Source organism: Streptomyces sp. NPDC024687 (assembly GCF_055559055.1).
In genome coordinates this window covers 325,000-349,230 of sequence record NZ_JBVHLJ010000007.1, presented here as the reverse complement: position 1 = coordinate 349,230, position 24,231 = coordinate 325,000, and the positions used below count along the sequence as shown (strand labels likewise).

Genomic DNA, 24,231 nt, shown 5'->3' with positions numbered 1-24,231 from the left:
ACGTAAACGCACGCAAAACACTCAGAGGGGTTTACAACGGCACCGTAGGTGGCATGTCGATTTCGCCGACGTGCGAATCCCCGAGCGCACACTGAGCGAAAGGCCCTGGCGCTTATGAACACCACGGTCAGCTGCGAGCTGCACCTGCGCCTCGTTGTGTCGAGCGAGTCCTCCCTGCCTGTCCCCGCAGGCCTGCGGTACGACACGGCCGACCCCTACGCCGTGCACGCCACCTTCCACACCGGAGCCGAGGAGACCGTCGAGTGGGTGTTCGCCCGCGACCTCCTCGCGGAGGGCCTCCACCGGCCCACCGGAACCGGCGACGTCCGAGTCTGGCCGTCGCGCAGTCACGGTCAGGGCGTCGTCTGCATCGCCCTGAGCTCCCCTGAAGGCGAGGCACTGCTCGAGGCCCCGGCGCGGGCCCTGGAATCGTTCCTGAAGCGGACGGACGCCGCCGTGCCCCCGGGCACGGAGCACCGGCACTTCGATCTGGATCAGGAGCTCTCGCACATCCTGGCGGAAAGCTAGGGGGCGAGGTCCCACAGAGCCGCCCGGCGCCGTCCACTCGGGGAGACGGCTCGGGCCGGTACAACCGCATAGGGAACGACAGGCGCCGTGGCTGCGGAGCGCTCCGCAGCCACGGCGCCTGTCGTGCTGCCCGCCACCGGGGCCCGGCGAGCCACTACCATCGGCCAGCATCGGCGGGCGTTCGCCCGACCCCCAGGCCAGGGAGCGAATCGTGCTGATCACCCACGACACCCGGTGCGCCCTCGACACCGTGGTCGATCTGGTGAACACCGCACCGGAGGACGACGCGTCGCCCGACGCGCTGCCGGATGTGGGGGCGCTCGAGGATTTCGTACGAAACCACGAGATCAGTGGGGTCGGGGTGCTCTCGGAGTTCGATCTGTCGGCCGTGCGCAAGATCCGCGGACGGTTCGCCTCGGTCTTCGCCGCCCCGGACGCCCGGGCCGCCGCCGCCCTGATCAACGAACTGGTCGCCGCCGCGGGCACCACTCCCCAGCTCACGGACCACGACGGCTACGAGTGGCATGTGCACTACTTCGCGCCGGGCGCCTCCGTCGCCGACCACCTGGCGGCCGACTGCGGGATGGCGCTGGCGTTCTTCGTGGTGGGCGGGGAGCAGGAGCGGCTGCGGCGCTGCGAGGCCCCCGACTGCCGACGGGCCTTCGTCGATCTGTCCCGCAACCGCTCGCGGCGCTACTGCGACAGCCGGACCTGCGGAAACCGCCTGCATGTGGCCGCCTACCGGGCGCGGCGCAAGGAGGCCGCGGGCTGAGGTCCGGACGGGGACCGGAGACCGGGCGGGACCGGAGTCCGGGCGGGACCGGAGTCCGGGCGGGGTGTCGACGTGGGCCCCGGCGGGTGACGCCGGGGACCCACGGGTACGGCTCAGAGCAGCAGCAGGTCGTGCAGCGCAGCCATGAGCAGAAGAGACCCGATCACCGCAAGGAAGATCATCAGCGGTGGCTGGGAAAGGGCGAAGAGGCATCCACGCGGCTCGTCCTGCGGCGGCGCGGTATCGCTCTGTTTCGTGTCCAGCATCTCGCGGCGATGATGGCGCAGTCCTCGCCCCCGCCGCGATCAACACGCCCGAAATGTGCGGGAGTTCGCCGGATTCCGTGATGTCCGCTTCGAGTCGTGATCGCTTACGGACCGACGCTGATCCCACTGCGAACGTTTCAGGTCACGGCGCGACCGTCATATGCCGTGCTTCTTGAGGATGGCCTCGATGTCGCTGAAGTCGTCCGCGGCGGACCCGGTGGCCCCGGTCTTGCCCACCGGGCGGGTCGCCGGGGTGCGTGCGGCCGGGCCGAGGGAGGGCGCGGAGGCCGTGGGGGCCACCGCCTCCTGCCGAGCGCCACGGGCCGCCGCTCTTCGCTCCTTGCGAGTGCCGCCACGGCGGCGCTCCACCGTGCGCGTGGTCGAGAACAGCACCCACGACAGGCCGAGCACACCGAAGCCCGCCCAGGCGGTCGGGCTGAAGGCGGTGTCGGCGAGCCAGTCGACGACGCCGGTCATCACCAGACCGAGCGGGACGAGGGAGTAGGCGGCGATACGGGTCGCCGCGAGGAAACGCTTCCGGTACGCGGTGACCGCCGCGATGCCCAGGCCGGCCGCGGCGACGGCGGAACAGACGGTCTCGGCAATCATCCGGTCCTCCAGGCGGGGCTCGATCGGCAAGGTGCCGCTTCGTCCCTGTCCATCCTGCACCTCCCGGGCCCCACCGGGCCATGCCCCGGCAGGACATCAGGGACATCTCCGGGTCACCTCCTCCGCAGGTGCCGGTCGGGGCCGTACCGGTCGGGCCGACGGATGGCGTCACGGACGGCCGGGGGCGATTGGGCCGGGCGGGCACGGGCTGGGAGACTGGACCCATGAGCGACCCCTCCCCCGTCCGTCCCGCCGCGCCCGTTCTCGATGTCTGGTGCGAGCTGCAGTGCCCGGACTGCCGTGACGCGCTGGACGATGTCCGGACCCTGCGTGCCCGTTACGGCGACCGCCTGGAGCTGCGGCTGCGGCACTTCCCGCTGGAGAAGCACAAGCACTCCTTCGCCGCCGCGCAGGCCGCCGAGGAGGCGCTGGAGCAGGGCAAGGGCTGGGAGTTCGTCGAGGCGGTGCTCGGCCGCGTCGAGGAGCTGGACCGTGAGGGAGAACCCTTCCTCGTCGAGGTCGCCCGTGAACTGGACCTCGACGCCGAGGAGTTCGACACCGCGCTGATCGACGGCCGGCACATCCTGATCGTGGACGCCGACCAGGCCGAGGGCAAGGCGATCGGCGTGAGCGGGACACCGACGTACGTCATCGACGGCGAGCGTCTCGACGGCGGCAAGAGCCAGGAGGGGCTGCGCGAGCGGATCGAGCAGATCGCGGACCGGCTGCTCGCCGGGCAGGAGTGAGCCCGCCTCAGAGCAGGCTCTTGTACATCGAGTAACCCACCGTCACGTACCCCAGCGACTCGTACAGCCGCTCGGCCGGTGTGTTGCCCGCGAAGACGTTGAGGCCCAGGACCCGTCTGCCGGAGGCGATCGTCTGGGCCTCGGCCAGCAGCATCAGGGACCGGCCGTGCCCGCGGCCGCGGAAGGGCTCCTCGGTCTCGACGTCGTAGACGAAGGCCTTGGTGGCGCCGGTGAACTCCACCCACAGGACCCCGACCCGGACCCCGTCGTGTTCCAGGACGCTGAACAGCGCGTCCCCGGTCGCGAGGCCGCGCTCCGTCAACCATTCGTTGTCCCGCTCCGACCTCGCCCTCGCCTCGGTCTCGGGCACCCCGCGGTCGGCCCAGTCCCGGGCGTACTCCTCGATACCGCGCTCCGCCCACGGCCCGAACTCGGCCTCCGTCATGGGCCTGCCCCGGCTGCCTGCGGGCAGTTCGGGCGCGTCGGCACCGAGCGCCTTCTCCATGCCGCGGTTGCGGTGGACGTAGCCGAGCATGGTGGCGAGCCGCAGCGCCGGCTCGGCGTCGGCGGGGACCCTGATCTCCAGCTGCCCGCAGCCCCAGCCCCGCGCCACCTCCTCGGCGGCGAGCGCGGCGACCGTGCCCCGGCCGCGCCTGCGGTCCGGCTCGTCGATCCGCAGGTCCCGGATCTGGGCGACGGCCGCTCCGAAAGCCGGGTGGGTCGCCAGGTGTATCGCCCCGACGGGACGGCTGTTCACGCACACCGTGTAGTGGCGGGACAGCGCCCCGTCGGAGCCGCGCTGCAGCGGCTCGGTCGGCCGCAGGGTGGTGGTCATCACCGGAGTTCTACCCGCTGCCGCGCGCCGGAGCAGCCCAATATCCCGGGCCTTTACGGATCGAGGTCGTCCCCGGCCCGCTCCTCGAAGATCCGCAGCGCCTTGGCGGTCACCGGGCCGGGCGCGCCCGGCAGTTCGCGCGCGTCGACGCGGTGGACCGCCTGGACGTCCCGCAGGGTCGAGGTGAGGAAGATCTCGTCGGCCCGCTCCAGGACGTCCAGCGGCAGGTCGGTCTCCTTGACCCCGGTCCATTCGACGGTCAACGCGCGCGTGATGCCTGCCAGGCAGCCGGAGGCGAGCGGCGGGGTGTGGATCTCGCCGTCGAGCACGACGAAGACGTTCGACCCGGTGCCCTCGCACAGCTGTCCGACCGTGTTCGCGAACAGCGCCTCGGAAGCGCCGCCCGCACGCGCGCGTGCGAGTGCGACGACGTTCTCGGCGTACGAGGTGGTCTTGAGCCCGGTGAGGGCCCCGCGCTCGTTACGGGTCCACGGCACCGTGATCACGGCCGTGGAGTCGGGTCGCGGGGCGGACTCGCCGAGGGCGACCACCAGCGTCGGCCCGTGTTCGCCCCGGTCGGATCCGAGGGGGCCGTGGCCGCCGGTGTAGGTGATGCGCAGCCGCCCGAGCGGCATCGGATTCGCCTCGAGTACGGCGGCGCAGGCGCGGCGGACCTCGTCGTGATCGGGGTCGGGCAGCCCGAGGCCCCGTGCCGACAGCGTCAGCCGGTCGAGATGGCGGGTGAGGGCGAAGGGACGGCCGTCCACCGCCTTGACGGTCTCGAAGATGCCGTCGCCCACGGTCAGCCCGTGGTCGAAGACGGAGACGCGGGCGGTCTCGCTGTCCTGGAGCCCGCCGTCGAGCCAGATCTTCACGTAAGGGTCCCTCCACTCGCCTCGTACGTCCCCGACGCTACCGCGAGCAGCCGGGACGCCTTCAGTTCGGTCTCCCGCCACTCCCCCTCGGGGTCGGAGCCCCAGGTGATCCCGGCGCCGGTGCCGAAGCGCAGCACTCCTTCGGCGCGGTCGATCCAGAAGGTGCGGATGCCGACAGCCAGCTCCCCGGTACCCCGGTCCGCGTCGACCCAGCCGACGCCTCCGCAGTACGGCCCGCGGGGCGCGGTCTCCAGGGCGTCGATGATCCGCAGGGCACTGGACTTGGGCGCACCGGTGACCGAGCCGGGCGGGAAGGCGGCGCCGAACAGCTCGGCCCAGCCGGCCCCCGCGGACAGCTCGCCCCGCACGGTCGACACGAGATGGACCAGCCCCGGATGCTTCTCCACGGCACACAGGTCGGGAACGGTGACGCTGCCCGTGGCGCACACCCGCCCCAGGTCGTTCCGCACCAGGTCGACGATCATCACGTTCTCGGCGTAGTCCTTGGCCAGCAGGTCGTCCTCGGTCCGCCCGGTCCCCTTGATCGGCCCCGACGCCACGACCCGCCCCGTCCTGCGCAGGAACAGCTCGGGGGACGCGGTGGCGATCTCCACCCCGTGTCCGGGCAGCCGAATCGTTCCTGCGTACGGCGCCGGGTTGCCGCGGGCCAGCAGAGCGGTCAGCGCGTCCACGTCGGCGTCGGGCGCGACGGGCGCGGTCAGGACACGGCAGAGGTTGGCCTGGTAGACCTCACCCGTGGCGATGTGCGCGCGAATCCGCCGTACGCCCTCGGTGTACGCGGCGCGATCCAGCGATGACGTCCAGTCACCGGCCGCGGGCCCGCGCCACGCCCCGGGCCGCGGCGCGGGCACCGGCTCCCGGCGTACGTCGGCGAAGCGGGCGCACGTCAGACCGCCCTCGAAGTCCGCGGCGACGGCCCAGAAGCCGCTGGAGTCCAGGGCCGCGGGATCGCTGGTGACATCGAGGAGACCGGTGGCGACGCGGTCGCCGAAACGGGCGAGAGGAGCGAGGTCGAGCACGTGGCCGAGTCTATGGCGGGTGTCCTGCGGGTGACCTGGCCATGTCCTCGAAGGCGCCCTGACCACGTACGTCGACATGCGCACCGCAGCACGCTGCGCAAACGCGTTTTTGTGATGGCCCCGGAATCCGCTAGAGTTCAACTCGTCGCCGGGCCGCGAGAGCGGAACGAAACGACAAGCGGACGTAGCTCAGTTGGTAGAGCGCAACCTTGCCAAGGTTGAGGTCGCCAGTTCGAACCTGGTCGTCCGCTCGATGGAACCAGGGGATCTTCCCGACCCCCTGCACTCCTGGTGGAGTGGCCGAGAGGCGAGGCAACGGCCTGCAAAGCCGTCTACACGGGTTCAAATCCCGTCTCCACCTCCAAGGACGATTAGCTCAGCGGGAGAGCGCTTCCCTGACACGGAAGAGGTCACTGGTTCAATCCCAGTATCGTCCACTGGATCTTCGGCAGATCATCGAAGGTCTGACCCGCGCGATTAGCTCAGCGGGAGAGCGCTTCCCTGACACGGAAGAGGTCACTGGTTCAATCCCAGTATCGCGCACGCAGCACGCACGATCTCGATCGTGGTTCCCGCGCGATTAGCTCAGCGGGAGAGCGCTTCCCTGACACGGAAGAGGTCACTGGTTCAATCCCAGTATCGCGCACACACCGAAGCCCCCGGCCCTGCGGCCGGGGGCTTCCTCGTCTCCTGGTCAGCTGGAGAACAGCATGTGGCCGAAGCCGCGGTTGCGGTGGTGACCGCCATGGCCGCCGTGGCCCCCGTAGTGACCGCCGCCGTGCTGCGGAGCGCCCCAGGCAGGTGCGCCGGGCTGGGCCGGGTACTGCGGAGCGGCCGGCGGTGGCGGAACGGCGGGGCCGCCGCCCCACTGGCCCTCCAGCCGGGTCAGCGCCTCCAGCTCGCCGTAGTCGAGAAAGATCCCGCGGCAGCCGCTGCACTGCTCGATCTGGACACCGTTGCGGTTGTACGTGTGCATCGGGGCGTGGCACTTCGGACACTGCATCGTCGGCTCAACTCCTCGCCGGTCGGTCCTGCTTAGCGTTACGCCAGGACAGACTCTGTCCGGCTCTGGTCGGTTGCACCCTACTTCGCGAAACCGTCCGCCAACTCCGGCGGGGTGGAACCCATTCGGTCACAGGCGTCGACGACCGCCTGCTCCACGTCGTCCAGCGCACGGCCCGCCTCGGTCGCCTTGGCGATCGCCCGGGCGGCGGTCTGCACGGTGAGCGCGCGGGCGGCGACGTCCAGGGCCGGCCAGGGGTCGCCCTCGGCGGGAATCGCGGGGCCCCCGGCCGCCCGGTACGCGCCGAGAAAGCGGGACCAGTCGTCGGGCGGGAGCAGTCCGCAGGCGTACCAGGCGGCGGGGCGGGCGAGGTCCCAGGCGGGTTCTCCCACGCCGAGGTCGTCGACGTCGATGAGACGCCAGGGGCCGTCGGGGGCGGGGTGACGGACGAGCTGGCCGAGGTGGAGGTCGCCGTGGCAGAGGGTCGTGGTGTCGGACATGGGGGTCTCGGCGCGGGCCCAGGACGGGAGGGTTCGCCAGGCGCGGAGCACGGGCACGGTGTGCCTCCGGCGGCTGGTGGCGAGGAGCCGGGCCATGGCCAGGGCTGCTTTGGCGGGGCCGCGCATGGGGGGCAGGCCGGGTGGGGCGGGGGTGCGGTGGAGGTGGGCGAGGAGGGTGGCGGCGGCTTCCCAGGGGGCGGCGTCGGGGTTCTGCGGGTCCACGGGTTCGCCGTAGGGCCAGAAGGTGACGAGCCGGCCGTGCAGGTCTACGGGGGTCTCGGCGAGTGGGGGTAGCAGGATGTCTGCGAGGTGGGCGGCCGCGGCGAGGCGGGGCGCCAGGTCGGCGCGCGTCGTGTCGGGGGCGTGAGCCTTGGCGACGGTGTCGGCGTGACGGACGACGGTGGCATCGGGACGGTCGGCCAGGGTGGTCGCCCCACAGGGGCACGCAGACGAGCGCCCTGAGTGAGCCTCGGTCCTGGCTCTGAGGGTGAGCTCGGTGAGCAGGGGGTGGGTGGTCACGGGGCTCCCTGGGCGACGGGGTGGTCTGCTCGCGAGGGTACGCAAGTCTCGTTGACGTGGGGTGGGGCGCCTCAGGGGGTGCCGGGTCGGGTTGTCGGGCGGGTGCGGGCCGGTGAGGGCTGGTCGCGCAGTTCCCCGCGCCCCTAGGGGGTTGCAGTCGCCTGCGCCAGGACGGGCCGTTGGCCGGACCGCGCGCCATGATCGGGCGGTTGGCCGCGTACGGCGGGCAGGGGACGGGGTGGGGGGTGTCCGCCCGCAGCGGCCGGCGTCCGTTACAGAGCACCTATGAAGGGACAGCTTCCGCCGGACCGAGGACGGATACCCCCCACCCCGGCACCGACCCACAACACATCGCACGCGCTACACGAGCCCCCACCGGGGCGTTCGGGCCGCCGCAGGCATTCAGGGGCGCGGGGAACTGCGCACAACGCCCGCCCCCACCGAACCCGCACCCGAAACCGAACCCTCAGACGCCCACAGGGCAAAGCAATGCCGGCGCAGCTCCCCAGCTGCGCCGGCATTTTGCCGTCCGCCGCACCCCCGTCCCCACGGGGTTTCATGGGTTGATGTCCCCGCCCGGACCGCTCTTCCGGGCCTGGGGTCGCCGCTCAGCGCCCCAGCATCACTCCCACGGACGACGCCTGTGTGGCCACTGTCTCCCAGCCGTCGAAGACGACGAGGAGCAGGACCGCCAGGGGAAGGGCCATCAGCGTCGCCACCAGCGGGTGGCGACGGCCCGTACGGCGGGGCTGACGTGTGCGGAACAGTGTCCGCGGTGCCGTAAGAGCCATGGTCCCTCTCCTGACCGTTCTGTTGTCGTTTGGCAGCGGCGGGTGTCTGACCTCGGGGGACGAGTGCTGCACCCGCCGCTTGACCTCAAATCTAGGCGTCATGGGCTTCCCGCACGTCATGCCCTCGTACCGATTGCCGGGCCTCCCCGAGGATGAGCCATGACCAGCGGAGTACTCCCATGGGTGGAGACGGGGACCTAGGTCTCCGGGTCTTCCCGGAGGGGTCGCCCGGTCTGCCCCGCTTTCTCCGAGCTGTCCTCGCGCGGCACGGGCTGCTCCACCAGAGCCAGCACCCGGGTCGCCATGAACCGGGCCGTCCGCACCACCGATCCGTTCCGCGTGACTTCGCTCACTTCCACGACACCTCGTCGTACCGCCGTCTCCACTCGGCGGCCCGCCCTGCTCGCCACCACCTCGTAGGTGCGCGTCGTGTCACCTGCGTCCACGACTATCTCCACGCGATCACCCTTCACGGGTTCAATCCCCCTTCTGCGACGGGTGGTTGGGATCACATCCGAAGCGAAGTCCGCCCGCCCTCCGGCTCCCTGACCACCCCTCAATTCTCCCACTCGGCACTGACAATCCACCGGGCCGAGAGGGCGCGGCCTCTGCGCGCGTCGGCCCGTGGAAACGTAAGCTGTGGCTCGTCACACGGACCGGGCAGCGGGGATGAACATGGCGATGATGCGCCTGAGGCGCGAGGACCCGCGCGTCGTCGGCTCGTTCAGGCTTCACAGACGGCTCGGCGCCGGGGGGATGGGAGTCGTCTACCTGGGCTCCGACCGCAAGGGGCAGCGGGTCGCGTTGAAGGTCATCCGGCCGGATCTGGCCGAGGACCAGGAGTTCCGGTCGCGGTTCGCGCGCGAGGTCTCCGCGGCCCGGCGGATTCGCGGCGGCTGTACCGCCCGGCTCGTCGCGGCCGATCTGGAGGCGGACCGTCCGTGGTTCGCCACCCAGTACGTGCCCGGCCCCTCCCTCCACGACAAGGTCGCCGACGAGGGCGCGCTCGGCGCCGCCGAGGTCGCCTCCATCGGGGCCGCCCTGTCGGAGGGCCTCGTCGCCGTGCACGAGGCGGGGGTGGTGCACCGCGACCTCAAGCCGTCGAACATCCTCCTGTCGCCCAAGGGTCCGCGGATCATCGACTTCGGCATCGCCTGGGCGACCGGAGCCTCCACCCTCACCCATGTCGGCACCGCCGTGGGCTCCCCCGGCTTCCTCGCACCCGAGCAGGTGCGCGGCGCCGCGGTGACGCCGGCCACCGACGTGTTCTCGCTGGGCGCGACCCTGGCGTACGCCTCGATGGGCGACTCGCCCTTCGGGCACGGCAGTTCCGAGGTGATGCTGTACCGCGTGGTGCACGAGGAGGCCCAGCTGCACGGTGTGCCCGACGCGGTCGCCCCCCTCATCCGCGCGTGTCTGGCGAAGGACCCCGAGGAGCGGCCGAGCACCCTCCAGTTGTCGCTGCGGCTCAAGGAGATCGCGGCCCGCGAGGCACAGGGCCTGCCGGATCTGCGCCCGCCCGCCCCGCGCGCCGCCGAGGCGGACCGGCCCACCGGACGCATCGCCGACACCTACCCGGAGCGGACGGCCCAGCGACGTCCCCAGGGGCAGCCGGGTACGTCCGGCTCCCAGGGAACTCCGCAGTCCCGTGGTTCGGGGCAGGTCCGGGGCCAGGCCCCGGCGCGCGGCGGGGTTCCGTCACGTGGTGGCAGCACCCCGCGCGGCAACGGCGTGCCTTCCTCCCGCCCGGGCCCGCGGCCCACCCCGGCCTCCTCGCGGAACACGACCCGCTCGGGCAGCGGCAGCCGGCCCGCGCCGCGCAGCGGTGCCGGGCGCCCGGCCTCCAGGAACACCAAGACGGGGCTGCGCCCCGCGAACCCCCGCCTCCTGCGCCAGCGACTGTTCGTGTTCGTCGTCGTGACCCTGCTCGTGGCGCTCGGCATCGCCGCGGCCCAGGGCTGCCAGGGGCCGCCGCGCGGGCTCGGCGGCGAGGACGGCGTCGTACGGGAACTGCGGCAGGGACAGGTGCACGCGTCACCGGACCAGGCACCGCCGCAGCGGTAGGGCGGCGGCACGGACTGAGTACGGCGCCGGGACGCCGTAGGCGATGTGCCGGAGCAGCGGACGACCGCTGATCAGCTCTGCGGTCGTCCCGTGGCCACCGCGTAGAAGGCGACCGCGGCCGCCGCGCCCACGTTGAGGGAGTCGACGCCGTGGGCCATCGGGATACGGACCCATTCGTCGGCGGCGACCAGGGCCTGGGTGGTCAGGCCGTCGCCCTCGGCGCCGAGCATCAGCGCGACCCGGTCCATCCTGTGTGGGGCGGCCTCGTCGAGAGTCCTGGCCTTCGCGTCCGGGGTGAGGGCGAGGAGGGTGAAGCCGGCCTCGCGGACCGACTCCAGGCCCTTGGGCCAGGTGTCGAGGCGGGCGTAGGGGACGGAGAAGACCGCGCCCATCGAGACCTTGACGCTGCGGCGGTACAGCGGGTCGGCGCAGTCCGGGGAGAGCAGGACGGCGTCCATGCCCAGGGCCGCCGCCGAGCGGAAGATCGCGCCGATGTTGGTGTGGTCGTTGACCGACTCCATGACCACCACGCGACGGGCGGTCTGGAGCAACTCGGCCGCCGTGGGCAGCGGTTTGCGCTGCATGGAGGCGAGCGCGCCGCGGTGCACGTGGTAACCGGTGACCTGCTCGGCGAGCTCCGGGCTGACGGCGTAGACCGGGGCCGGGAGTTCGTCGATGACGTCACGCATGACGTCGACCCACTTCGCGGACAGCAGCATGGAGCGCATCTCGTAGCCCGCGTCCTTCGCCCGGCGGATGACCTTCTCGCCCTCGGCGATGAACAGGCCCTCGGCCGGCTCGCGTTTGCGCCGCAGTTCGACGTCGGTCAGGCCCGTGTAGTCGTGCAGGCGCGGGTCGTCGGGGTCCTCGACGGTGATGAGATCGGCCACAGGGTGATACTGCCTTGTCCTGGGTGCGGTGCCAACGGCTGGGAACGGGTTGTGTTACCCCGGGTTACGCCGAGGGCTCGGAGACCCGGGGTCCTACGGCGACGACCTCGCCGACGACGATCACGGCTGGCGGCTTGACTTCCTCGGCGACGACCACGTCGGCGACGGTCGCCAGGGTGGCGTCGACCCGGCGCTGGGCGGCCGTCGTGCCCTCCTGGACCAGGGCGACCGGGGTGTCGGGCGACTTGCCGTGGGCGACCAGGGTCTCGGCGATCCGGCCGATCTTGTCGACGCCCATGAGGATCACGAGGGTCCCGGTGAGCTTGGCGAGCGAGGGCCAGTCGACCAGCGAGCGCTCGTCGTCGGGGGCGACATGGCCGCTGACCACGGTGAACTCATGGGCGACGCCACGGTGGGTGACGGGGATGCCGGCCGCGCCGGGCACCGAGATCGAGCTGGAGATGCCGGGGACGACCGTGCAGGGGATGCCGGCCTCGGCGAGGGCCTGGAGTTCCTCCATGCCGCGGCCGAAGACATAGGGGTCCCCGCCCTTCAGCCGTACCACCGACCTGCCCTGCTTGGCGTGCTCGATCAGGGCGTTGTTGATGGCCTCCTGGGCCATGAAACGGCCGTACGGGATCTTCGCCGCGTCGATGACCTCGACGTGCGGCGGGAGTTCGGCGAGGAGGTCGCGGGGGCCGAGGCGGTCGGCGATGACGACGTCGGCCTCGGCGAGGAGGCGCCGGCCGCGGACCGTGATCAGGTCGGGATCGCCGGGGCCGCCGCCGACGAGGGCGACGCCCGGTGTGCGGGTGCGGTGATGGGGGGCGACGAGGGTGCCGTCGCGCAGGCCCTCCACGACCGCGTCCCGGATGGCCGCCGTGTGGCGGGGGTCGCGGCCCTTGGCGTTCGTCGTGAGCACGGCGACCGTGACGCCCTCGCTGTGGCCCGTCGCCGGCGTCCAGGCGGTGGCCGCGTCGGCGTCGTCGGAGCGGACGCACCACACGCGGTTCCGCTCGGCTTCGGCGGAGGCCAGGGTGTTGGCTTCGGTGTCACCGGTCGCGATCAGGGCGTACCAGGCGGCGGCGAGGTCGCCCTCCCGGTAGGGCCGCTTCTCCCAGGTGATCTCGCCCGCGTCCGCCATCGCCTCCACCGAGGGGGTGGCCTCGGGGGACACCAGGAGGACGTCCGCGCCCGCCGCGATGAGGGCGGGCAGGCGGCGCTGGGCGACCTGGCCGCCGCCGAGGACGACGACCCTGCGGCCGGTGAGGCGGAGGCCTACGGGGTAGGCGGGATGTTCGGCCATGAGGTGCGGCTCCTCGTGCTGGCAAGGCGATGGGTGCTACGGCGCTGGAGCAGCCCTGACGTGCAGATTTTAGAGACGGGTTCAGCGTACGGCCGGGGTGGGGTGCACGCAGGAGCGCGTGGCCCACCCCGGTCGCGGGGTCACTTCTCGGTGACGCCCGCCGAGTCGAACGTGGCGACCTCGTGCATGGCCCGGGCCGTGCTCTGGACCAGCGGCAGGGCCAGCAGGGCGCCCGTGCCCTCGCCGAGGCGCAGGTCGAGGTCGACCAGGGGGCGCAGGCCCAGCTTGTTGAGCGCGGCCACGTGGCCCGGTTCGGCGCTGCGGTGGCCCGCGATGCAGGCGGCGAGGACCTCCGGGGCGATCGCGCGGGCCACCAGGGCGGCGGCGCCCGCGCTGACGCCGTCGAGGATGACCGGGGTGCGCAGCGACGCGCCGCCCAGCAGCAGCCCGACCATCGCCGCGTGCTCGAAGCCGCCGATCGCCGCCAGGACGCCGATCGGGTCGGCGGGGTCCGGCTGGTGGAGTTCGAGCGCGCGGCGGACGACCTCGGTCTTGCGGGCCAGCGTCTCGTCGTTGATGCCGGTGCCGCGGCCGGTGACCTCGGCGGCGTCGGCGCCCGTGAAGACGGAGATCAGGGCGGCGGACGCGGTGGTGTTCGCGATGCCCATCTCGCCCGTGAGGAGCGCCTTGTTGCCGGCCGCGACCAGGTCACGCGCGGTCTCGATGCCGACCTCGATGGCCTGCTTGGCCTCCTCGCGGGACATCGCCGGGCCGGTCGTCATGTCGGACGTACCGGCACGGACCTTGCGGGGCAACAGGCCCGGCGTGGCCGGGAGTTCGGACGCCACGCCGACATCCACCACGCACACCTCGGCGCCCACCTGAGCGGCGAAGGCGTTGCAAACGGCCCCGCCGCCGAGGAAGTTGGCGACCATCTGGGCCGTCACCTCCTGCGGCCAGGGAGTGACGCCCTGGGCGTGCACACCGTGGTCACCGGCGAAGATCGCGACGGCCGCGGGCTCCGGAATGGGCGGCGGGCACTGCCGGGACAGCCCGCACAACTGGGCGGAGATGATCTCCAGCATGCCGAGCGCGCCGGCCGGCTTGGTCATCCGCTTCTGCCGTTCCCAGGCCTCGCCGAGCGCCTTGGCGTCCAGCGGGCGGATCTGGGCGACGGTCTCCCCGAGCAGGTCGTGCGGCTCCTCGCCGGGCAGGGCACGGCGACCGTACGTCTCCTCGTGCACGACCCACGACAGCGGGCGGCGCTTGGACCAGCCGGCCTGCATCAGCTCGGGCTCGTCCGGGAACTCGTCGACGTACCCGACGCACAGGTAGGCGATGACCTCCAGGTGCTCGGGGAGCCCGAGCGCGCGGACCATCTCGCGCTCGTCGAAGAAGCTGACCCAGCCGACGCCGAGGCCCTCGGCGCGGGCGGCGAGCCAGAGGTTCTCCACCGCGAGCGCGGCGGAGTACGGGGCCATCTGCGGCTGGGTGTGCCGGCCGAGGGTGTGACGGCCCCCGCGGGTGGGGTCGGCCGTGACGACGATGTTCACCGGGGTCTCGAGGATGGCCTCGATCTTCAGTTCCTTGAACTGCTTGGCCCGGCCCTTGGGCAGCGACTTGGCGTACGCCTCACGCTGGCGCTGGGCCAGATCCTGCATCGCGGCGCGCGTCTCGGCGGAGCGGATGACGACGAAGTCCCAGGGCTGCGAGTGGCCGACGGAGGGCGCGGTGTGGGCGGCCTCCAGGACACGGAGCAGCACCTCGTGCGGGATGGGGTCGCCGCGGAAGCCGTTGCGGATGTCACGGCGCTCCCGCATGACCTTGAGAACGGCCTCGCGCTCGGCGTCGTCGTAGGCGGGCGCGGCGGGGCCCGTGGACCGTCGTGCCTCTGCCACGGGGGCGGTGCTCACTGCTTCCTGGTCTTCCTGGTCTTCCTGATCGGCCGCCCGGGTCTCCAGGTCGTCCGCCTGCTGGGCGAGTTGGGGGTCACCGCCCGCCTCAGGCGGGGTGGGCAGCGACAGGGGATGGGGCGGGGTCGGCGCGAGGTGCGGGGTGGTCGGCACGGAGCCGTCCACCGGCACGAACTCGCCCAACGGCTGGCCGGGTTGGGGTTCCGAGGGAACTCCGGCGGGCAGGACGACGGGCGCCTCGAACGGGGGCTGCGCGCCGGGGAGTTCCGCGGCGAGCGGCTGAGGCTCCGGAGTCTGCGGACCCTGCGGCGCCTGGTCCGGGGCCGGCTGAGCGGCGGGCTCCGTCGGCTGTACGTCGGTGTCGGCCGCGTCCGCCGCGAGGGGCTCCGGCTCTTCCTGGACGGGGGCCTGCGGGTCCCCGGCGGGTTCCTGCTCCTGCGCGGGCTGCTCGGCCGGGAGTGGCCCGGGGGCCTCCGCGGCGAAGTCGTCCTCCGCGGGTGCGGCAAGGTCTTCGACCGGTGCGGGGAGGTCCTCGGCCGGTGCGGGGAGGTCCTCGGCCGGTGCGGGGAGGTCTTCGACCGGTGCGGGGAGATCCTCGACCGGTGCGGGGAGATCCTCGGCCGGTGCGGGGACGACATCCACCGGCTGCGGAACCTGCGGAGTTACGGCTTCGGGGGCGTCCGGGGTGACCGGAGCGACGGCTTCCTCGGCGGGGGGTGCGATGTCCGGAGCGGCCGCGGTTTCCTCCACCGGGTCCGCTTCCTGGACCGCGTCCGCCTCTGGGGCAACGGCCGCATCCTCGGTCACCGCTTCCGGGGCGGCAACAACCTGCGGGGCGACGGCAACTGCCGCCTCCTGTGCCTCAGTGCCCGACTCGACACCGGCGTCGACGATCTCGGGCGCGGGCATCGGCGCCTGCTCGGGCACCGCGTCCGCCTGGGCTTCCCCCATCACCGGCGCGGTTTCAGCGACGTCGGCGACATCCGGGGCGGCGACCGCGTACTCCGCCGCGTCGACGACGTCGGGACCGGGGCCCGGGACCTCCTCGGCCTCGACCTCGGCCGCCTCTGCAGCGACAGCGGTGTCGGCGTCAGGAGTCCGGTCGGCCGCGTCGGGCACGGGTCCGTCGGGCAGAACCTCAACCGCGGGCTGCACCTCGTAGGGCAAGGAGCCGTCCACCGGCACCTGCTCCCCACTCACCTCGACGCCACCGACCTCAGCCGGCTCGCCCTCCACCGGCTGGGCTTCCTCGAACCCCGAACCGTCGGCCAGGACCTGATCCGCTTCGGGCACCGGAGTCTGCGGCGGCTCCGGCGCGTGCACGGACTCGGGGGCCGGTACGGGATCCGGCACCGGCGCTACGGGGACCTCGTACTCGGCGATCTCCGCCTCGGGAGCGAGGTCGGCCGTCGCAGCCTGTGCCGCGACCGCCGGTTCCGGCGCCGGAACAACCGTTTCGGCAGCCGGGGCCACCGTGCTCACCGGTGTCTGGACGGCGGCCTGGGCCGGGGCACCCCACGGGACCGCGCCCTGCGGCTGCGAGGTGTCGTAGTACTCGGGTCCGGGTGCGGCCGCGGCCGGCTGCCGTACCGGTGCGCCCGCGGGGCCGCGGTCGGCGAGCGAGCGGACCGGGCTCGCGGAGGCGTCGGGGATCGGCGGGCCGAGGTGCAGCGGCCGGCGGGGCGTGATGGGCGGGATCGGCACCGTAGGAGCCTGGACCTGGGGTCTACGGACCGCGCTCAGGTCGTGCGCTCCGCTGTCGCGGCCGGACATCTCGTGCGGGCCCGGCTCGTGGACGGTCTCGACGACCGGTTCGGGAGCGGGCGGGGCGACCTCGTTGCCCCAGGGGCTCTGGGCGCCCGGCAGCAGCAACAGGTCTTCGTCCTCGGCGGTGGTCTCGGAGAGGTAGGTGTACGCACCCGGCGCAGGGACGCCCGGCTGTTCCACCATGCCTGCGTTCTCCGGCAGTCCCTCGCCCGGAACCTGGCCGGTGTCGGTCATGCGTACCCCTCGCCCATCGGTTAGTGCTTCTACGACCAGCTCACCGGGGACGGCGCACCGACCGCCCCCGTGAAGAACGAGCGTGCGTGCCCAGCGGCACGAACGGCCCGCCGAGAAAGACGACAAAGCCATTAACTGGCATTGTCCCGGCCGTTCCCCCGTCGCGACAGGTTGATCCGCGACAGCCCGCTGTGGACTGCGCCACGTTGCGCGTCCTCCGGTTCTGCCGTACCACACCCACCCCAAAACGGGCGCGCTTTCCGGACATTGACGAACGAATGCCGGGCCGCCGGGTGCGGTACAACGGTCGGCCAGCCTACCGCGCGCAGTACGACAACAGGATCACGGGGACGGCGGACGACGACCGGCGGTGTCAGGCCGTACGGTCCGGGAGCACCCCGCTGAGCAGGAACGCGACGCTGCGCTCCGTCTCCGTCCAGGCCCGGGTGTCGAGTTCGACGGACTGGAGGAGGGCGCACTCGACGCGGTAGCCGTGTTCGCTGAGGTCCCGGCCGACGAGTTCGGCCTCGTCGCGGGTGGCGGCGTGGGCGACGATGCGCTGCGGACGCCGGTCGGCGACCGCGGAGACCACGGCCACTCCCCCGCCGCCGACGCGGACGACGTCGGGTTCGGGGAGGTTCTCCAGGACGTGCGGGGCGGTGCCCGCGACGATCTGGACCTGGACTCCGAAGGCGCGGGCGTTGGCCTCGGTGCGCTCGCAGGCCCTCAGGTCGCGGTCGACGGCGATGACGGCGGCCCCGGCCCGGGCGGCCTCGGTGGCGAAGGCGCCGCTGCCGCAGCCGATGTCCCACACGAGGTCGCCGACGCGCGGTCCCAGCCGGGCGAGTTGGGCCGCGCGCAGCGGTTCCAGTTCACCCTCGCCCATGAGACCGCCGTAGGACTCGGCGGGCAGGGTCCAGCCGCGCGGCCCGGTGGCCGGGTCGCGTCCGGCGATCCAGCCGCCGTCCTCCGTCACGGCCGCCGTGCCGCCGATGACGATGACGAGGTTGGGGTCGCGCCAGGTGTGGTCGGCGGCCTTGTCGGAGGTGACGACGGTGACCTGTTCGCGGTCGGTGCCCAGTTCCTCGCAGATGACGAAGGTGCGGTGGACGCCCTCCATCAGCAGGCCGAGTTCGGCAGGTCCGGCGCCGGGTGAAGTGAGGACGGCGACCTTGGTGTGGGCCCGGCACACGTTGACCGCGCGTCGCAGGGTGCGCCGGTGTGCGACGACCACCTGGGCGTCGTCCCAGGTCATACCGGCCCGCGCGAAGGCGGCGGCGACCGAGGACACGCCGGGGACGACCTCGACCTCCAGGCCGAACTCGGGCGCGCGCAGGGCGCGTACGACTCCGAAGAACCCGGGATCGCCGTCGGCGAGCACGACCGCGGTGCCGCGGTGGCCGGTGATACGGCGGGCGGCGAGGGCGACGCTGCCGAGGCGGATGCGTTCGGCGCCGGGCGGTACCTCGGGGAGTGCCAGATGGTGGGCGGCGCCCGCGACCAGCGTGGCGGCGCCGAGGGCGGAGCGTGCCGCTGCGGTCAGCGGCGAGCCGTCCCAGCCGATCACCGTGACCCGGTCGGCCATCGTCTCTCAGTCTCCAGAGGTGTGCGCAGGTTGTCGTCGGTGGGCAGCCCGCGGGCGGCTTGGTGAGGGTACCCGCTGCGCCCCGGAAGCGCTTTCGCCGCCCTGGGTCCGGATCCGGTTCAGTTCCAGTCGGAGTACGTCGTGAAGCCGTCCGTGTCGGTCAGCTGATCGCCCGCTCCGTCGAGGTCCTCGGGCAGCAGGCTCCACACGATGAAGTCGGTGCGGACGTCGCTCCAGGTCCCGTCGTCGGCGCGGACGTGCGCTATGCAGGCACCGCGCAGGACACCTTCGCTGATGCAGCCGATCTTCTGGGCGACCTGCTGGGAGGCGGTGTTGTCGGCCGCGGTGCGCAGCTCGATCCGCTCGAACTTCTGGTCGGTGAACAGCCACTGGGCGGTGGCGAGCGCGGCCTCGGAGGCGTAGCCCTCGCCGCGGGCCCAGGGGGCGATGATGTACGACAACTCCGTGGAACGGACGTGCCAGTTGGTCTTGGCGAGCTGGACGACGCCGACCAGACGCTGGGTCAGGAACTCCGTGACGGCGAAGGCGATTCCGCGGCCGGTCTCCCGTTCGGCCGGCGCGTACCGCGTGATCCAGCCGCGCGCCTGGTCCTCGCTGTAGGGCTGAGGCACGTCGGTCCAGGCCCCGACCTGCTCGTCGTTCATCATCTCGGCCAGCGCGGGCACGTCGTCCTCGTCGAGGGGGCGCAGCACCAACCGCTCCGTGCTGATGGAGATGTTGGGGAAGGTGCCAGTCATGCGCCACTCCGTAGCCGTCGGAAAACCAGCAGGGCCTGCTGAACTGCCCAGCATGCAGCATGAAAGCACCGAACCGCATCACGGGGTCCACCCATGGTGAGCGAGTGGACCCCGTGCGTGGCGATACGTCGTATACGCGTCGGTGGCCCTACGCCGTTCAGAAGGACGGGATGACGGAACCGGCGTACTTGTCCTGGATGAACTTCTTGACCTCGGGGGAGGTGAGCAGCTTGGCGAGCTTCTTCACGCGCGGGTCGTCCTCGTTGCCCTCCTTGACCGCGAGGAAGTTGCCGTAGGGGCTGTTCTTCGCGGACTCCAGGACGAGGGCGTCCTTGGCCGGCTTGAGGTCGGCGGAGATGGCGTAGTTGCCGTTGACCACCGCCGCGTCCACGTCGTCGAGGGAGCGCACGGTCTGGGCCGCCTCGACCTCCTTGAACTTGAGGTTCTTCGGGTTCTTGGCGATGTCCTGCGGGGTCGCCTCGCTGCCGGCGCCGTCCTTGAGCGTGATCAGCCCGTTGGCGGCGAGCAGCTTCAGGGAGCGGGCCTCGTTGACGGCGTCGTTCGGGACGGCGACGGTCGCGCCGCTCTTCAGGGCGTCGACGCTCTTGACCTTGTGGGAGTAGAGGCCGAGCGGCTCCAGATGCACGGTGACGACGGGCGCGATGTGCGTGCCGCGCTTCTTGTTGAAGTCGTCGAGGTAGGGCTGGTTCTGGAAGTAGTTGGCGTCCACCGAGCCGTCCTCGGTCGCCGTGTTCGGCACGATGTAGTCCTGGAACTCCTTGACCTCCAGGTCGAGGCCCGCCTTCTTCGCCAGGTGCTCCTTGACGTAGTTCAGGATCTCCGCGTGCGGGGTGGGGCTCGCGGCGACGACCAGGGGTCCGCTGGTGTCGGAGGCCGAGTCCGAGCCGGACGAACCGCAGGCACTGAGCCCGAAGGTGAGCGCCCCGGCGGCGAGGACAGCGGTGGTGAGCTTTGTGGCGTTACGCACGAAAAGTGCCTTTCCTTTTGGGTGCAGCCATCCCGTGTTCGGGTGCACGGGAAAATCGGGGGTGTCTCAGACGGTCTTGGTGTCCGCAGTGGAGGCCTTCAGCAGCCGCAGCTTCGGCGCGGGGCCGGAGCGCCCGCCCCGGCGGTGCAGCGAGCGGGCCGCGTAGTCGCCGGCGAACTGGATGAGCGAGATGACGACGGCGAGGATCGCGACGGTGATCCACATCAGCTGGGTCTCGAAGCGCTGGTAGCCGTAGCGGATCGCGATGTCGCCGAGGCCGCCGGCGCCGACCGTGCCCGCCATCGCGGAGTAGCCGATGAGGGCGACGATCGTGGTGGTGGTGCTGGCGATCAGCGAGGGCAGGGCCTCGGGGACGAGGACCTTGCGGACGATGGTCCAGGTGTTGCCGCCCATCGACTGCACGGCCTCGACCAGACCGCCGTCCACCTCGCGGACAGCGGTCTCGACGAGGCGCGCGAAGAACGGGATCGCCCCGATGGCGAGCGGCACGATGGCGGCCTCGCGGCCGATGGTCGTCCCGGTGATCGAGCGGGTGAAGCCCATCAGCGCGACCATGAGGATGATGAACGGCATCGACCGGGCGACGTTCACGACCTGCCCGATGACCTTGTTCGCGACGACGTTCTGGAGGAGCCCGCCCCGGTCGGTGAGGACGAGCAGCACACCGAGTGGCAGGCCGCCCACGACGGCGATGACCGTGGACCAGCCGACCATGTAGAGGGTGTCCCAACACGCCTGCTCCAGCAGGGGCTGCATCTCGGACCAGGTCACTTGACACCTTCCTTCACCAGCTGGGGGTCACCGACCACGTCGATCTGCAGGCCCTTTTCGCGCAGGAAGCCCACGGGCACGACGTTGTCCTCGTAGCGGCCGGGCAGTTCGATGCGCATCCGGCCGACCTGGAGGCCGCCGACGGTGTCGATGGCGGCACCGAGGATCGATATGTCGATGTTGTAGGTGCGCGAGAGCTGGGAGATGACGGGCTGGGTGGCCGCCTCGCCCTGGAAGGTGACGTCGAGGACGGTCCGGTCCTCGCCGGTGGCCTCGCCGCCGACGGGGAAGAGGGCGGAGGCCAGTTCGGAGCCGGGGGTCGCGAGGAGTTCGCTGACGGTGCCGGACTCGACGATGCGGCCGTTCTCCATCAGGGCGGCCGAGTCGCAGATCGACTTCACGACGTCCATCTCGTGGGTGATGAGCAGGACGGTGAGCCCCAGCTGCCGGTTCAGGTCGCGCAGCAGCTGGAGGATCGAGCGGGTGGTCTCGGGGTCGAGGGCGCTGGTGGCCTCGTCGGACAGGAGCACCTTGGGGTCGCCGGCCAGGGCGCGGGCGATGCCGACGCGCTGCTTCTGGCCGCCGGAGAGCTGGGCCGGATAGGCGCCGGCCTTGTCGGCGAGTCCGACGAGGTCCAGCAGCTCGAGCGCCTTGCGGGAGCGCTCCTTGCCGGAGGTGCCGAGGATTTCGAGCGGCAGCTCGACGTTGTCCCGGACCGTGCGGGTGGACAGCAGGTTGAAGTGCTGGAAGACCATGCCGATACGGCTGCGCGCCTGCCGCAGCTCCTTGCCGGCGCGCGGACCGCGGCCCGCGAGCGCGGTGAGGTCCTGCCCGTCGACGGTCACGGTGCCGGCGGTGGGGCGCTCCAGCAGGTTGACGCAGCGGATGAGCGAGGACTTGCCGGCGCCGGACTGTCCGATGACGCCGTACACCTCGCCTTCGCGGACGTGCAGATCGACGCCGTCCAGGGCGGTGACCTCACGGCCGCGCGAGCGGTAGACCTTGGTCAGGCCTGTTGTCGTGATCACTGGGTTTCCGTCACTGTCGAGTACCCGGGCGTGGGTGTGCCCTGGTACGGGAGAGAAGTCCTGCGCGGGCACATGGGTCACGTACGGAGTTCACGGCGTACGGACGTGCCGGGGCGGCTCGCTTCGGGGCGCGAGGCTCGGGAGGTGGTGCGGGGGCCCTCTAACAGGAGCACATTCGACACATACAACGAGCACCGGGCGTCATGGTCGCCTCGGTCGCAACTGTGCGGCAGCTCGTCGTGGTCATGCGATCAGTAAAGCAGACGTATGGGAGCGACCAAGAACTCCCTGTCCGAATGACGGACAGCGGTGGACAGGGTCAGGGCCGGACGGAGATCTCCACGTTTCGCGTGGTCACCAGTGCCGACAGGGACGACAGGTTCTCGACCACCAAGTCGGCGTCGAGCTCGTGTGCCTGATGGGTTGTGGTCAACGCCACGGTGGTCATACCGGCGGCGCGGCCGGCGCGCAGGCCGGCGGGGGCATCCTCGAAGACGACGCAGCGGGCCGGGTCGACGCCCAGTTCGCGGGCGGCGAGCAGATAGGGCTCCGGGTCCGGCTTGCCGCGGGTGACGTCGTCGGCAGCGACCATCGTCTTGGGGAGGATGCCGACCGCTTCGAGGCGGGCCTCGGCGAGCCGGCGGGTGGCGGAGGTGACGACGGCCCAGCGGTCGGCCGGCAGGGAGCCGAGGAACGCCGTGGTCCCGGGCAGCAGATGAACGCCGCCGTTGGGTACGTCCTCCACCTCCAGCTGTTCGATCCGCGCGAGGGCCTGCGGCACGACGTCGGCGGGGAGCAGGTCGGCGGCTATCTCGACGGCCGGGCGTCCGTGCAGTTCGACCCGGGCGAACTCCTCGGCGGTGATGCCGTACTCCTCGGCCCAGCGCGTCCAGCAGCGGTCGACGGATGCGAGGGAGGAGACGAGGGTTCCGTCGTTGTCGAACAGGAGGGCTTCGGCATGGATCTTCATGTCCCCGACCCTACGGTGCCGCGCGGGGGCGGCCGCATCAGGCCTTTTGGACCGTAATAGGCTCGCCGCATGTTTGATGCCCTGACGCTGGTGACCGGCGTCGCCGCGCTGCTGCTGGCCGCCTGGTGCGGCTGGGCCGCCTACCGTGATCAGCCGACCAAGGACTGGCACTTCATCGGGATGGCCGTGGTGACGGTGCTGGCGCTGGTCCAGCTGGTGGTCGGGATCGTGCAGCTGACGCGGGGCGAGAAGCCGGAGCAGGGGACGACGATCTTCGTCGCCTATCTGCTGGGGGCGTTCGCGTGTGTGCCCGCGGCGGGGTTCATGTCGCTCGCGGAGCGGACGCGGTGGGGATCGGTGACGGTTGCCGCCGGCGGTGTGGTGCTGGCCGTGCTGGAGGTGCGGCTCTATGACATCTGGGGAAGCTGACGTGAGCCGACGGTTGACCAGCGGGCCGGGGACGCTGCTGGTGTGGTTGTACGGGGTGATGGTGGTCGGGGCGGTGTCGCGGTCGGCGGTGCAGATCTCCACCGAGTTCGACCGGGCACCGCTGGCCTATTCGCTGTCCGCGGTGGCTGGTGTCGTCTACGGGTTCATCACGTACTCACTGGTGCGCGGCGGGGAGACTGCCCGTAAGGCGGCGCTGGTGTGCTGTGTCGTGGAGCTGCTGGGCGTGCTGACCGTGGGCACGTGGACGCTGGTGGAGCCCTCCGCGTTTCCGGATGCCACCGTGTGGTCGGACTTCGGGATGGGGTACTTGTTCATCCCTGTGCTCTTGCCGCTTTCCGCCATCTACTGGTTGCGGAAGGGTGCGCCCAAGGGGGATGCCGCCTGAGGTTGTCGGGCGGCATCCGGGCAGCCGTGGTTGGCCGCGCCCACGCGGCGGAGCCGCAGATCAATACAGCCCCGCGCCCCTAAAGGCCCTCAAGCCGTTGCCGCGTATGTGCCGGCCGGCTTTTCCAGGACGATCATCGGGACCCCGTCCGCACCCTCCGACGTGCCCACCGTCTGGTAGCCGACCTTGCGGTAGAGGCGGAGGTTGCCCTCGCTGCGGTGGCCGGTGAAGAGGCGGAAGCTGGTGGCCCCCCGTTCGTCCGCCAGGGCGGCCTCGGCCGCCCTGAGCAGGCGGGCCCCGATGCCGTGGCCCTGGAGGCGGGGGTGGACGCAGAGTTTGCCGATGGCGGCCGAGCCGTCCTCGGTGACGCGGCCGCGGACCGAGCCGACCACCTCGTCTCCCAGGCGGGCGACGAAGACACAGTCCGAGGTCACCTCCGCGCGGACCGAGTCCAGGCTCTGGACGAGCGGATCGATGCGGTAGTTGCCGTACAGCGCCGCCTCACTCTGGAAGCACAGGTACTGCAGCCTGAAGATCTGCTCCGCGTCCTGCTCGGCCGCCGCAGAGATGGTCACGCTCATGCCCATGTGCGCACGCCTCCCGCTCACCTGATCGCC

General features: G+C 71.8%; 25 protein-coding genes and 5 tRNA genes. 11 read left to right on the top strand and 19 right to left on the bottom strand.

Translation table 11 applies throughout. From position 1 onward, the window contains the following. Nucleotides 1-114: 114 nt before the first annotated feature. Together ACZ39I_RS28115 and ACZ39I_RS28110 are read left to right on the top strand one after the other, a co-directional pair. Complete coding sequence (locus ACZ39I_RS28115; RefSeq protein ID WP_004002642.1) at nt 115-528, top strand: SsgA family sporulation/cell division regulator; 414 nt, start codon at nt 115-117, stop codon at nt 526-528. 211 nt (nt 529-739) lie between these two features. Then, on the top strand, nt 740-1,300 hold the full coding sequence (locus ACZ39I_RS28110; protein WP_467247404.1) for a CGNR zinc finger domain-containing protein: 561 nt from the start codon (nt 740-742) through the stop codon (nt 1,298-1,300). Nucleotides 1,301-1,413: 113 nt separating this feature from the next. On the opposite strand, the gene ACZ39I_RS28105 is transcribed toward ACZ39I_RS28110, so the two are convergent. Then, complete coding sequence (locus ACZ39I_RS28105; protein WP_020117509.1) at nt 1,414-1,566, bottom strand: hypothetical protein; 153 nt, start codon at nt 1,564-1,566, stop codon at nt 1,414-1,416. Nucleotides 1,567-1,722: 156 nt separating this feature from the next. Further along, complete coding sequence (locus ACZ39I_RS28100) at nt 1,723-2,175, bottom strand: hypothetical protein (RefSeq protein ID WP_467247600.1); 453 nt, start codon at nt 2,173-2,175, stop codon at nt 1,723-1,725. Nucleotides 2,176-2,399: 224 nt separating this feature from the next. Between ACZ39I_RS28100 and ACZ39I_RS28095 the strand changes: the two genes are divergently transcribed. Continuing rightward, nucleotides 2,400-2,921 carry a DsbA family protein gene (locus ACZ39I_RS28095; protein ID WP_467247403.1) on the top strand — a complete coding sequence of 174 codons (522 nt, stop codon included), beginning with the start codon at nt 2,400-2,402 and terminating at the stop codon, nt 2,919-2,921. Between the two features lie 7 nt (nt 2,922-2,928). On the opposite strand, the gene ACZ39I_RS28090 is transcribed toward ACZ39I_RS28095, so the two are convergent. Genes ACZ39I_RS28090 through ACZ39I_RS28080 form a run of 3 tightly spaced genes read right to left on the bottom strand, consistent with a single transcriptional unit; the run spans nt 2,929 to nt 5,671 of the window. Then, complete coding sequence (locus tag ACZ39I_RS28090) at nt 2,929-3,759, bottom strand: GNAT family N-acetyltransferase (RefSeq protein ID WP_467247401.1); 831 nt, start codon at nt 3,757-3,759, stop codon at nt 2,929-2,931. A 50-nt stretch (nt 3,760-3,809) separates the two neighbouring features. Next, nucleotides 3,810-4,631: an aminotransferase class IV gene (locus ACZ39I_RS28085; RefSeq protein ID WP_467247399.1), complete on the bottom strand. Its 822-nt coding sequence runs from the start codon at nt 4,629-4,631 to the stop codon at nt 3,810-3,812. Continuing rightward, entirely contained in the window at nt 4,628-5,671 is a 1,044-nt protein-coding gene (locus tag ACZ39I_RS28080) for a chorismate-binding protein (protein ID WP_467247398.1), read from the bottom strand. The genes ACZ39I_RS28085 and ACZ39I_RS28080 overlap by 4 nt, the downstream gene beginning before the upstream one ends. Before the next feature lie 178 nt (nt 5,672-5,849). On the opposite strand from ACZ39I_RS28080, the gene ACZ39I_RS28075 reads away from it, so the two are divergent. The 5 genes from ACZ39I_RS28075 to ACZ39I_RS28055 all read left to right on the top strand — a co-directional run bounded on the left by ACZ39I_RS28075 (nt 5,850) and on the right by ACZ39I_RS28055 (nt 6,317). After that, nucleotides 5,850-5,922: transfer RNA gene (locus tag ACZ39I_RS28075), tRNA-Gly, on the top strand. A 39-nt stretch (nt 5,923-5,961) separates the two neighbouring features. Beyond that, nucleotides 5,962-6,035, top strand: a tRNA-Cys gene (locus ACZ39I_RS28070). 1 nt (nt 6,036) lies between these two features. Continuing rightward, nucleotides 6,037-6,108, top strand: a tRNA-Val gene (locus ACZ39I_RS28065). 34 nt (nt 6,109-6,142) lie between these two features. Further along, nucleotides 6,143-6,214 (top strand) — tRNA-Val (locus ACZ39I_RS28060). A 31-nt stretch (nt 6,215-6,245) separates the two neighbouring features. Then, a tRNA-Val gene (locus tag ACZ39I_RS28055) sits at nt 6,246-6,317 on the top strand. Nucleotides 6,318-6,365: 48 nt separating this feature from the next. On the opposite strand, the gene ACZ39I_RS28050 is transcribed toward ACZ39I_RS28055, so the two are convergent. The 4 genes from ACZ39I_RS28050 to ACZ39I_RS28035 all read right to left on the bottom strand — a co-directional run bounded on the left by ACZ39I_RS28050 (nt 6,366) and on the right by ACZ39I_RS28035 (nt 8,957). After that, nucleotides 6,366-6,674, bottom strand: a complete 309-nt coding sequence (locus tag ACZ39I_RS28050) for a TFIIB-type zinc ribbon-containing protein (RefSeq protein WP_328783993.1) — start codon at nt 6,672-6,674, stop codon at nt 6,366-6,368. Between the two features lie 80 nt (nt 6,675-6,754). Continuing rightward, entirely contained in the window at nt 6,755-7,693 is a 939-nt protein-coding gene (locus tag ACZ39I_RS28045; protein WP_467247396.1) for an aminoglycoside phosphotransferase family protein, read from the bottom strand. Nucleotides 7,694-8,301: 608 nt separating this feature from the next. Further along, complete coding sequence (locus ACZ39I_RS28040) at nt 8,302-8,484, bottom strand: hypothetical protein (protein ID WP_352390023.1); 183 nt, start codon at nt 8,482-8,484, stop codon at nt 8,302-8,304. A 197-nt stretch (nt 8,485-8,681) separates the two neighbouring features. After that, on the bottom strand, nt 8,682-8,957 hold the full coding sequence (locus ACZ39I_RS28035; RefSeq protein WP_007380750.1) for a hypothetical protein: 276 nt from the start codon (nt 8,955-8,957) through the stop codon (nt 8,682-8,684). A 196-nt stretch (nt 8,958-9,153) separates the two neighbouring features. Here ACZ39I_RS28035 and ACZ39I_RS28030 point away from each other — a divergent pair, with 196 nt between their 5' ends. After that, complete coding sequence (locus tag ACZ39I_RS28030; RefSeq protein WP_467247598.1) at nt 9,154-10,548, top strand: serine/threonine-protein kinase; 1,395 nt, start codon at nt 9,154-9,156, stop codon at nt 10,546-10,548. Nucleotides 10,549-10,619: 71 nt separating this feature from the next. Here the strand turns inward: ACZ39I_RS28030 and ACZ39I_RS28025 are convergent, their stop codons facing one another. The 9 genes from ACZ39I_RS28025 to ACZ39I_RS27985 form a co-directional block, all read right to left on the bottom strand. Further along, nucleotides 10,620-11,438, bottom strand: a complete 819-nt coding sequence (locus ACZ39I_RS28025; RefSeq protein ID WP_467247393.1) for a TrmH family RNA methyltransferase — start codon at nt 11,436-11,438, stop codon at nt 10,620-10,622. A gap of 64 nt (nt 11,439-11,502) precedes the next feature. Continuing rightward, nucleotides 11,503-12,744 carry a uroporphyrinogen-III C-methyltransferase gene (cobA, locus tag ACZ39I_RS28020; RefSeq protein ID WP_467247391.1) on the bottom strand — a complete coding sequence of 414 codons (1,242 nt, stop codon included), beginning with the start codon at nt 12,742-12,744 and terminating at the stop codon, nt 11,503-11,505. A 140-nt stretch (nt 12,745-12,884) separates the two neighbouring features. Further along, complete coding sequence (cobT, locus tag ACZ39I_RS28015; protein WP_467247389.1) at nt 12,885-16,658, bottom strand: nicotinate-nucleotide--dimethylbenzimidazole phosphoribosyltransferase; 3,774 nt, start codon at nt 16,656-16,658, stop codon at nt 12,885-12,887. 373 nt (nt 16,659-17,031) lie between these two features. Further along, entirely contained in the window at nt 17,032-18,243 is a 1,212-nt protein-coding gene (gene cbiE / locus ACZ39I_RS28010; protein WP_467247387.1) for a precorrin-6y C5,15-methyltransferase (decarboxylating) subunit CbiE, read from the bottom strand. A gap of 119 nt (nt 18,244-18,362) precedes the next feature. Beyond that, nucleotides 18,363-19,001, bottom strand: coding sequence for a GNAT family N-acetyltransferase (locus tag ACZ39I_RS28005; RefSeq protein WP_467247386.1), 639 nt, complete (start codon nt 18,999-19,001; stop codon nt 18,363-18,365). Between the two features lie 157 nt (nt 19,002-19,158). Beyond that, on the bottom strand, nt 19,159-19,989 hold the full coding sequence (locus tag ACZ39I_RS28000) for a MetQ/NlpA family ABC transporter substrate-binding protein (protein ID WP_467247384.1): 831 nt from the start codon (nt 19,987-19,989) through the stop codon (nt 19,159-19,161). Nucleotides 19,990-20,055: 66 nt separating this feature from the next. After that, a complete protein-coding gene (locus tag ACZ39I_RS27995) occupies nt 20,056-20,781 on the bottom strand; it encodes a methionine ABC transporter permease (protein WP_352390030.1) in 726 nt (241 codons plus the stop codon). Then, nucleotides 20,778-21,809: a methionine ABC transporter ATP-binding protein gene (locus ACZ39I_RS27990; RefSeq protein WP_467247382.1), complete on the bottom strand. Its 1,032-nt coding sequence runs from the start codon at nt 21,807-21,809 to the stop codon at nt 20,778-20,780. Before ACZ39I_RS27990 ends, ACZ39I_RS27995 begins: the two co-directional genes overlap by 4 nt. Nucleotides 21,810-22,128: 319 nt before the next feature. Continuing rightward, complete coding sequence (locus ACZ39I_RS27985; RefSeq protein WP_467247380.1) at nt 22,129-22,779, bottom strand: HAD family hydrolase; 651 nt, start codon at nt 22,777-22,779, stop codon at nt 22,129-22,131. Nucleotides 22,780-22,848: 69 nt separating this feature from the next. On the opposite strand from ACZ39I_RS27985, the gene ACZ39I_RS27980 reads away from it, so the two are divergent. After that, nucleotides 22,849-23,208, top strand: a complete 360-nt coding sequence (locus tag ACZ39I_RS27980; RefSeq protein WP_467247378.1) for a hypothetical protein — start codon at nt 22,849-22,851, stop codon at nt 23,206-23,208. After that, nucleotides 23,189-23,614 (top strand): hypothetical protein, encoded by a 426-nt coding sequence (locus ACZ39I_RS27975; protein WP_467247376.1) that lies wholly within the window; start codon nt 23,189-23,191, stop codon nt 23,612-23,614. Before ACZ39I_RS27980 ends, ACZ39I_RS27975 begins: the two co-directional genes overlap by 20 nt. Nucleotides 23,615-23,703: 89 nt before the next feature. On the opposite strand, the gene ACZ39I_RS27970 is transcribed toward ACZ39I_RS27975, so the two are convergent. Continuing rightward, the gene (locus ACZ39I_RS27970) at nt 23,704-24,201 is read right to left on the bottom strand and encodes a GNAT family N-acetyltransferase (protein ID WP_352390035.1); all 498 of its coding nucleotides are present in this window, start codon (nt 24,199-24,201) and stop codon (nt 23,704-23,706) included. Between the last annotated feature and the right edge of the window lie 30 nt (nt 24,202-24,231).

Coding starts and splice junctions, on each gene's coding strand:
- ACZ39I_RS28115 (WP_004002642.1), top strand. CDS start 115: ATGAACACCACGGTCAGCTGCGAGCTGCACCTGCGCCTCGTTGTGTCG.
- ACZ39I_RS28105 (WP_020117509.1), bottom strand. CDS start 1,566: ATGCTGGACACGAAACAGAGCGATACCGCGCCGCCGCAGGACGAGCCG.
- ACZ39I_RS28100 (WP_467247600.1), bottom strand. CDS start 2,175: ATGATTGCCGAGACCGTCTGTTCCGCCGTCGCCGCGGCCGGCCTGGGC.
- ACZ39I_RS28095 (WP_467247403.1), top strand. CDS start 2,400: ATGAGCGACCCCTCCCCCGTCCGTCCCGCCGCGCCCGTTCTCGATGTC.
- ACZ39I_RS28050 (WP_328783993.1), bottom strand. CDS start 6,674: ATGCAGTGTCCGAAGTGCCACGCCCCGATGCACACGTACAACCGCAAC.
- ACZ39I_RS28040 (WP_352390023.1), bottom strand. CDS start 8,484: ATGGCTCTTACGGCACCGCGGACACTGTTCCGCACACGTCAGCCCCGC.
- ACZ39I_RS28030 (WP_467247598.1), top strand. CDS start 9,154: ATGAACATGGCGATGATGCGCCTGAGGCGCGAGGACCCGCGCGTCGTC.
- cobA (WP_467247391.1), bottom strand. CDS start 12,744: ATGGCCGAACATCCCGCCTACCCCGTAGGCCTCCGCCTCACCGGCCGC.
- cobT (WP_467247389.1), bottom strand. CDS start 16,658: ATGACCGACACCGGCCAGGTTCCGGGCGAGGGACTGCCGGAGAACGCA.
- cbiE (WP_467247387.1), bottom strand. CDS start 18,243: ATGGCCGACCGGGTCACGGTGATCGGCTGGGACGGCTCGCCGCTGACC.
- ACZ39I_RS28005 (WP_467247386.1), bottom strand. CDS start 19,001: ATGACTGGCACCTTCCCCAACATCTCCATCAGCACGGAGCGGTTGGTG.
- ACZ39I_RS27985 (WP_467247380.1), bottom strand. CDS start 22,779: ATGAAGATCCATGCCGAAGCCCTCCTGTTCGACAACGACGGAACCCTC.
- ACZ39I_RS27980 (WP_467247378.1), top strand. CDS start 22,849: ATGTTTGATGCCCTGACGCTGGTGACCGGCGTCGCCGCGCTGCTGCTG.
- ACZ39I_RS27975 (WP_467247376.1), top strand. CDS start 23,189: ATGACATCTGGGGAAGCTGACGTGAGCCGACGGTTGACCAGCGGGCCG.
- ACZ39I_RS27970 (WP_352390035.1), bottom strand. CDS start 24,201: ATGGGCATGAGCGTGACCATCTCTGCGGCGGCCGAGCAGGACGCGGAG.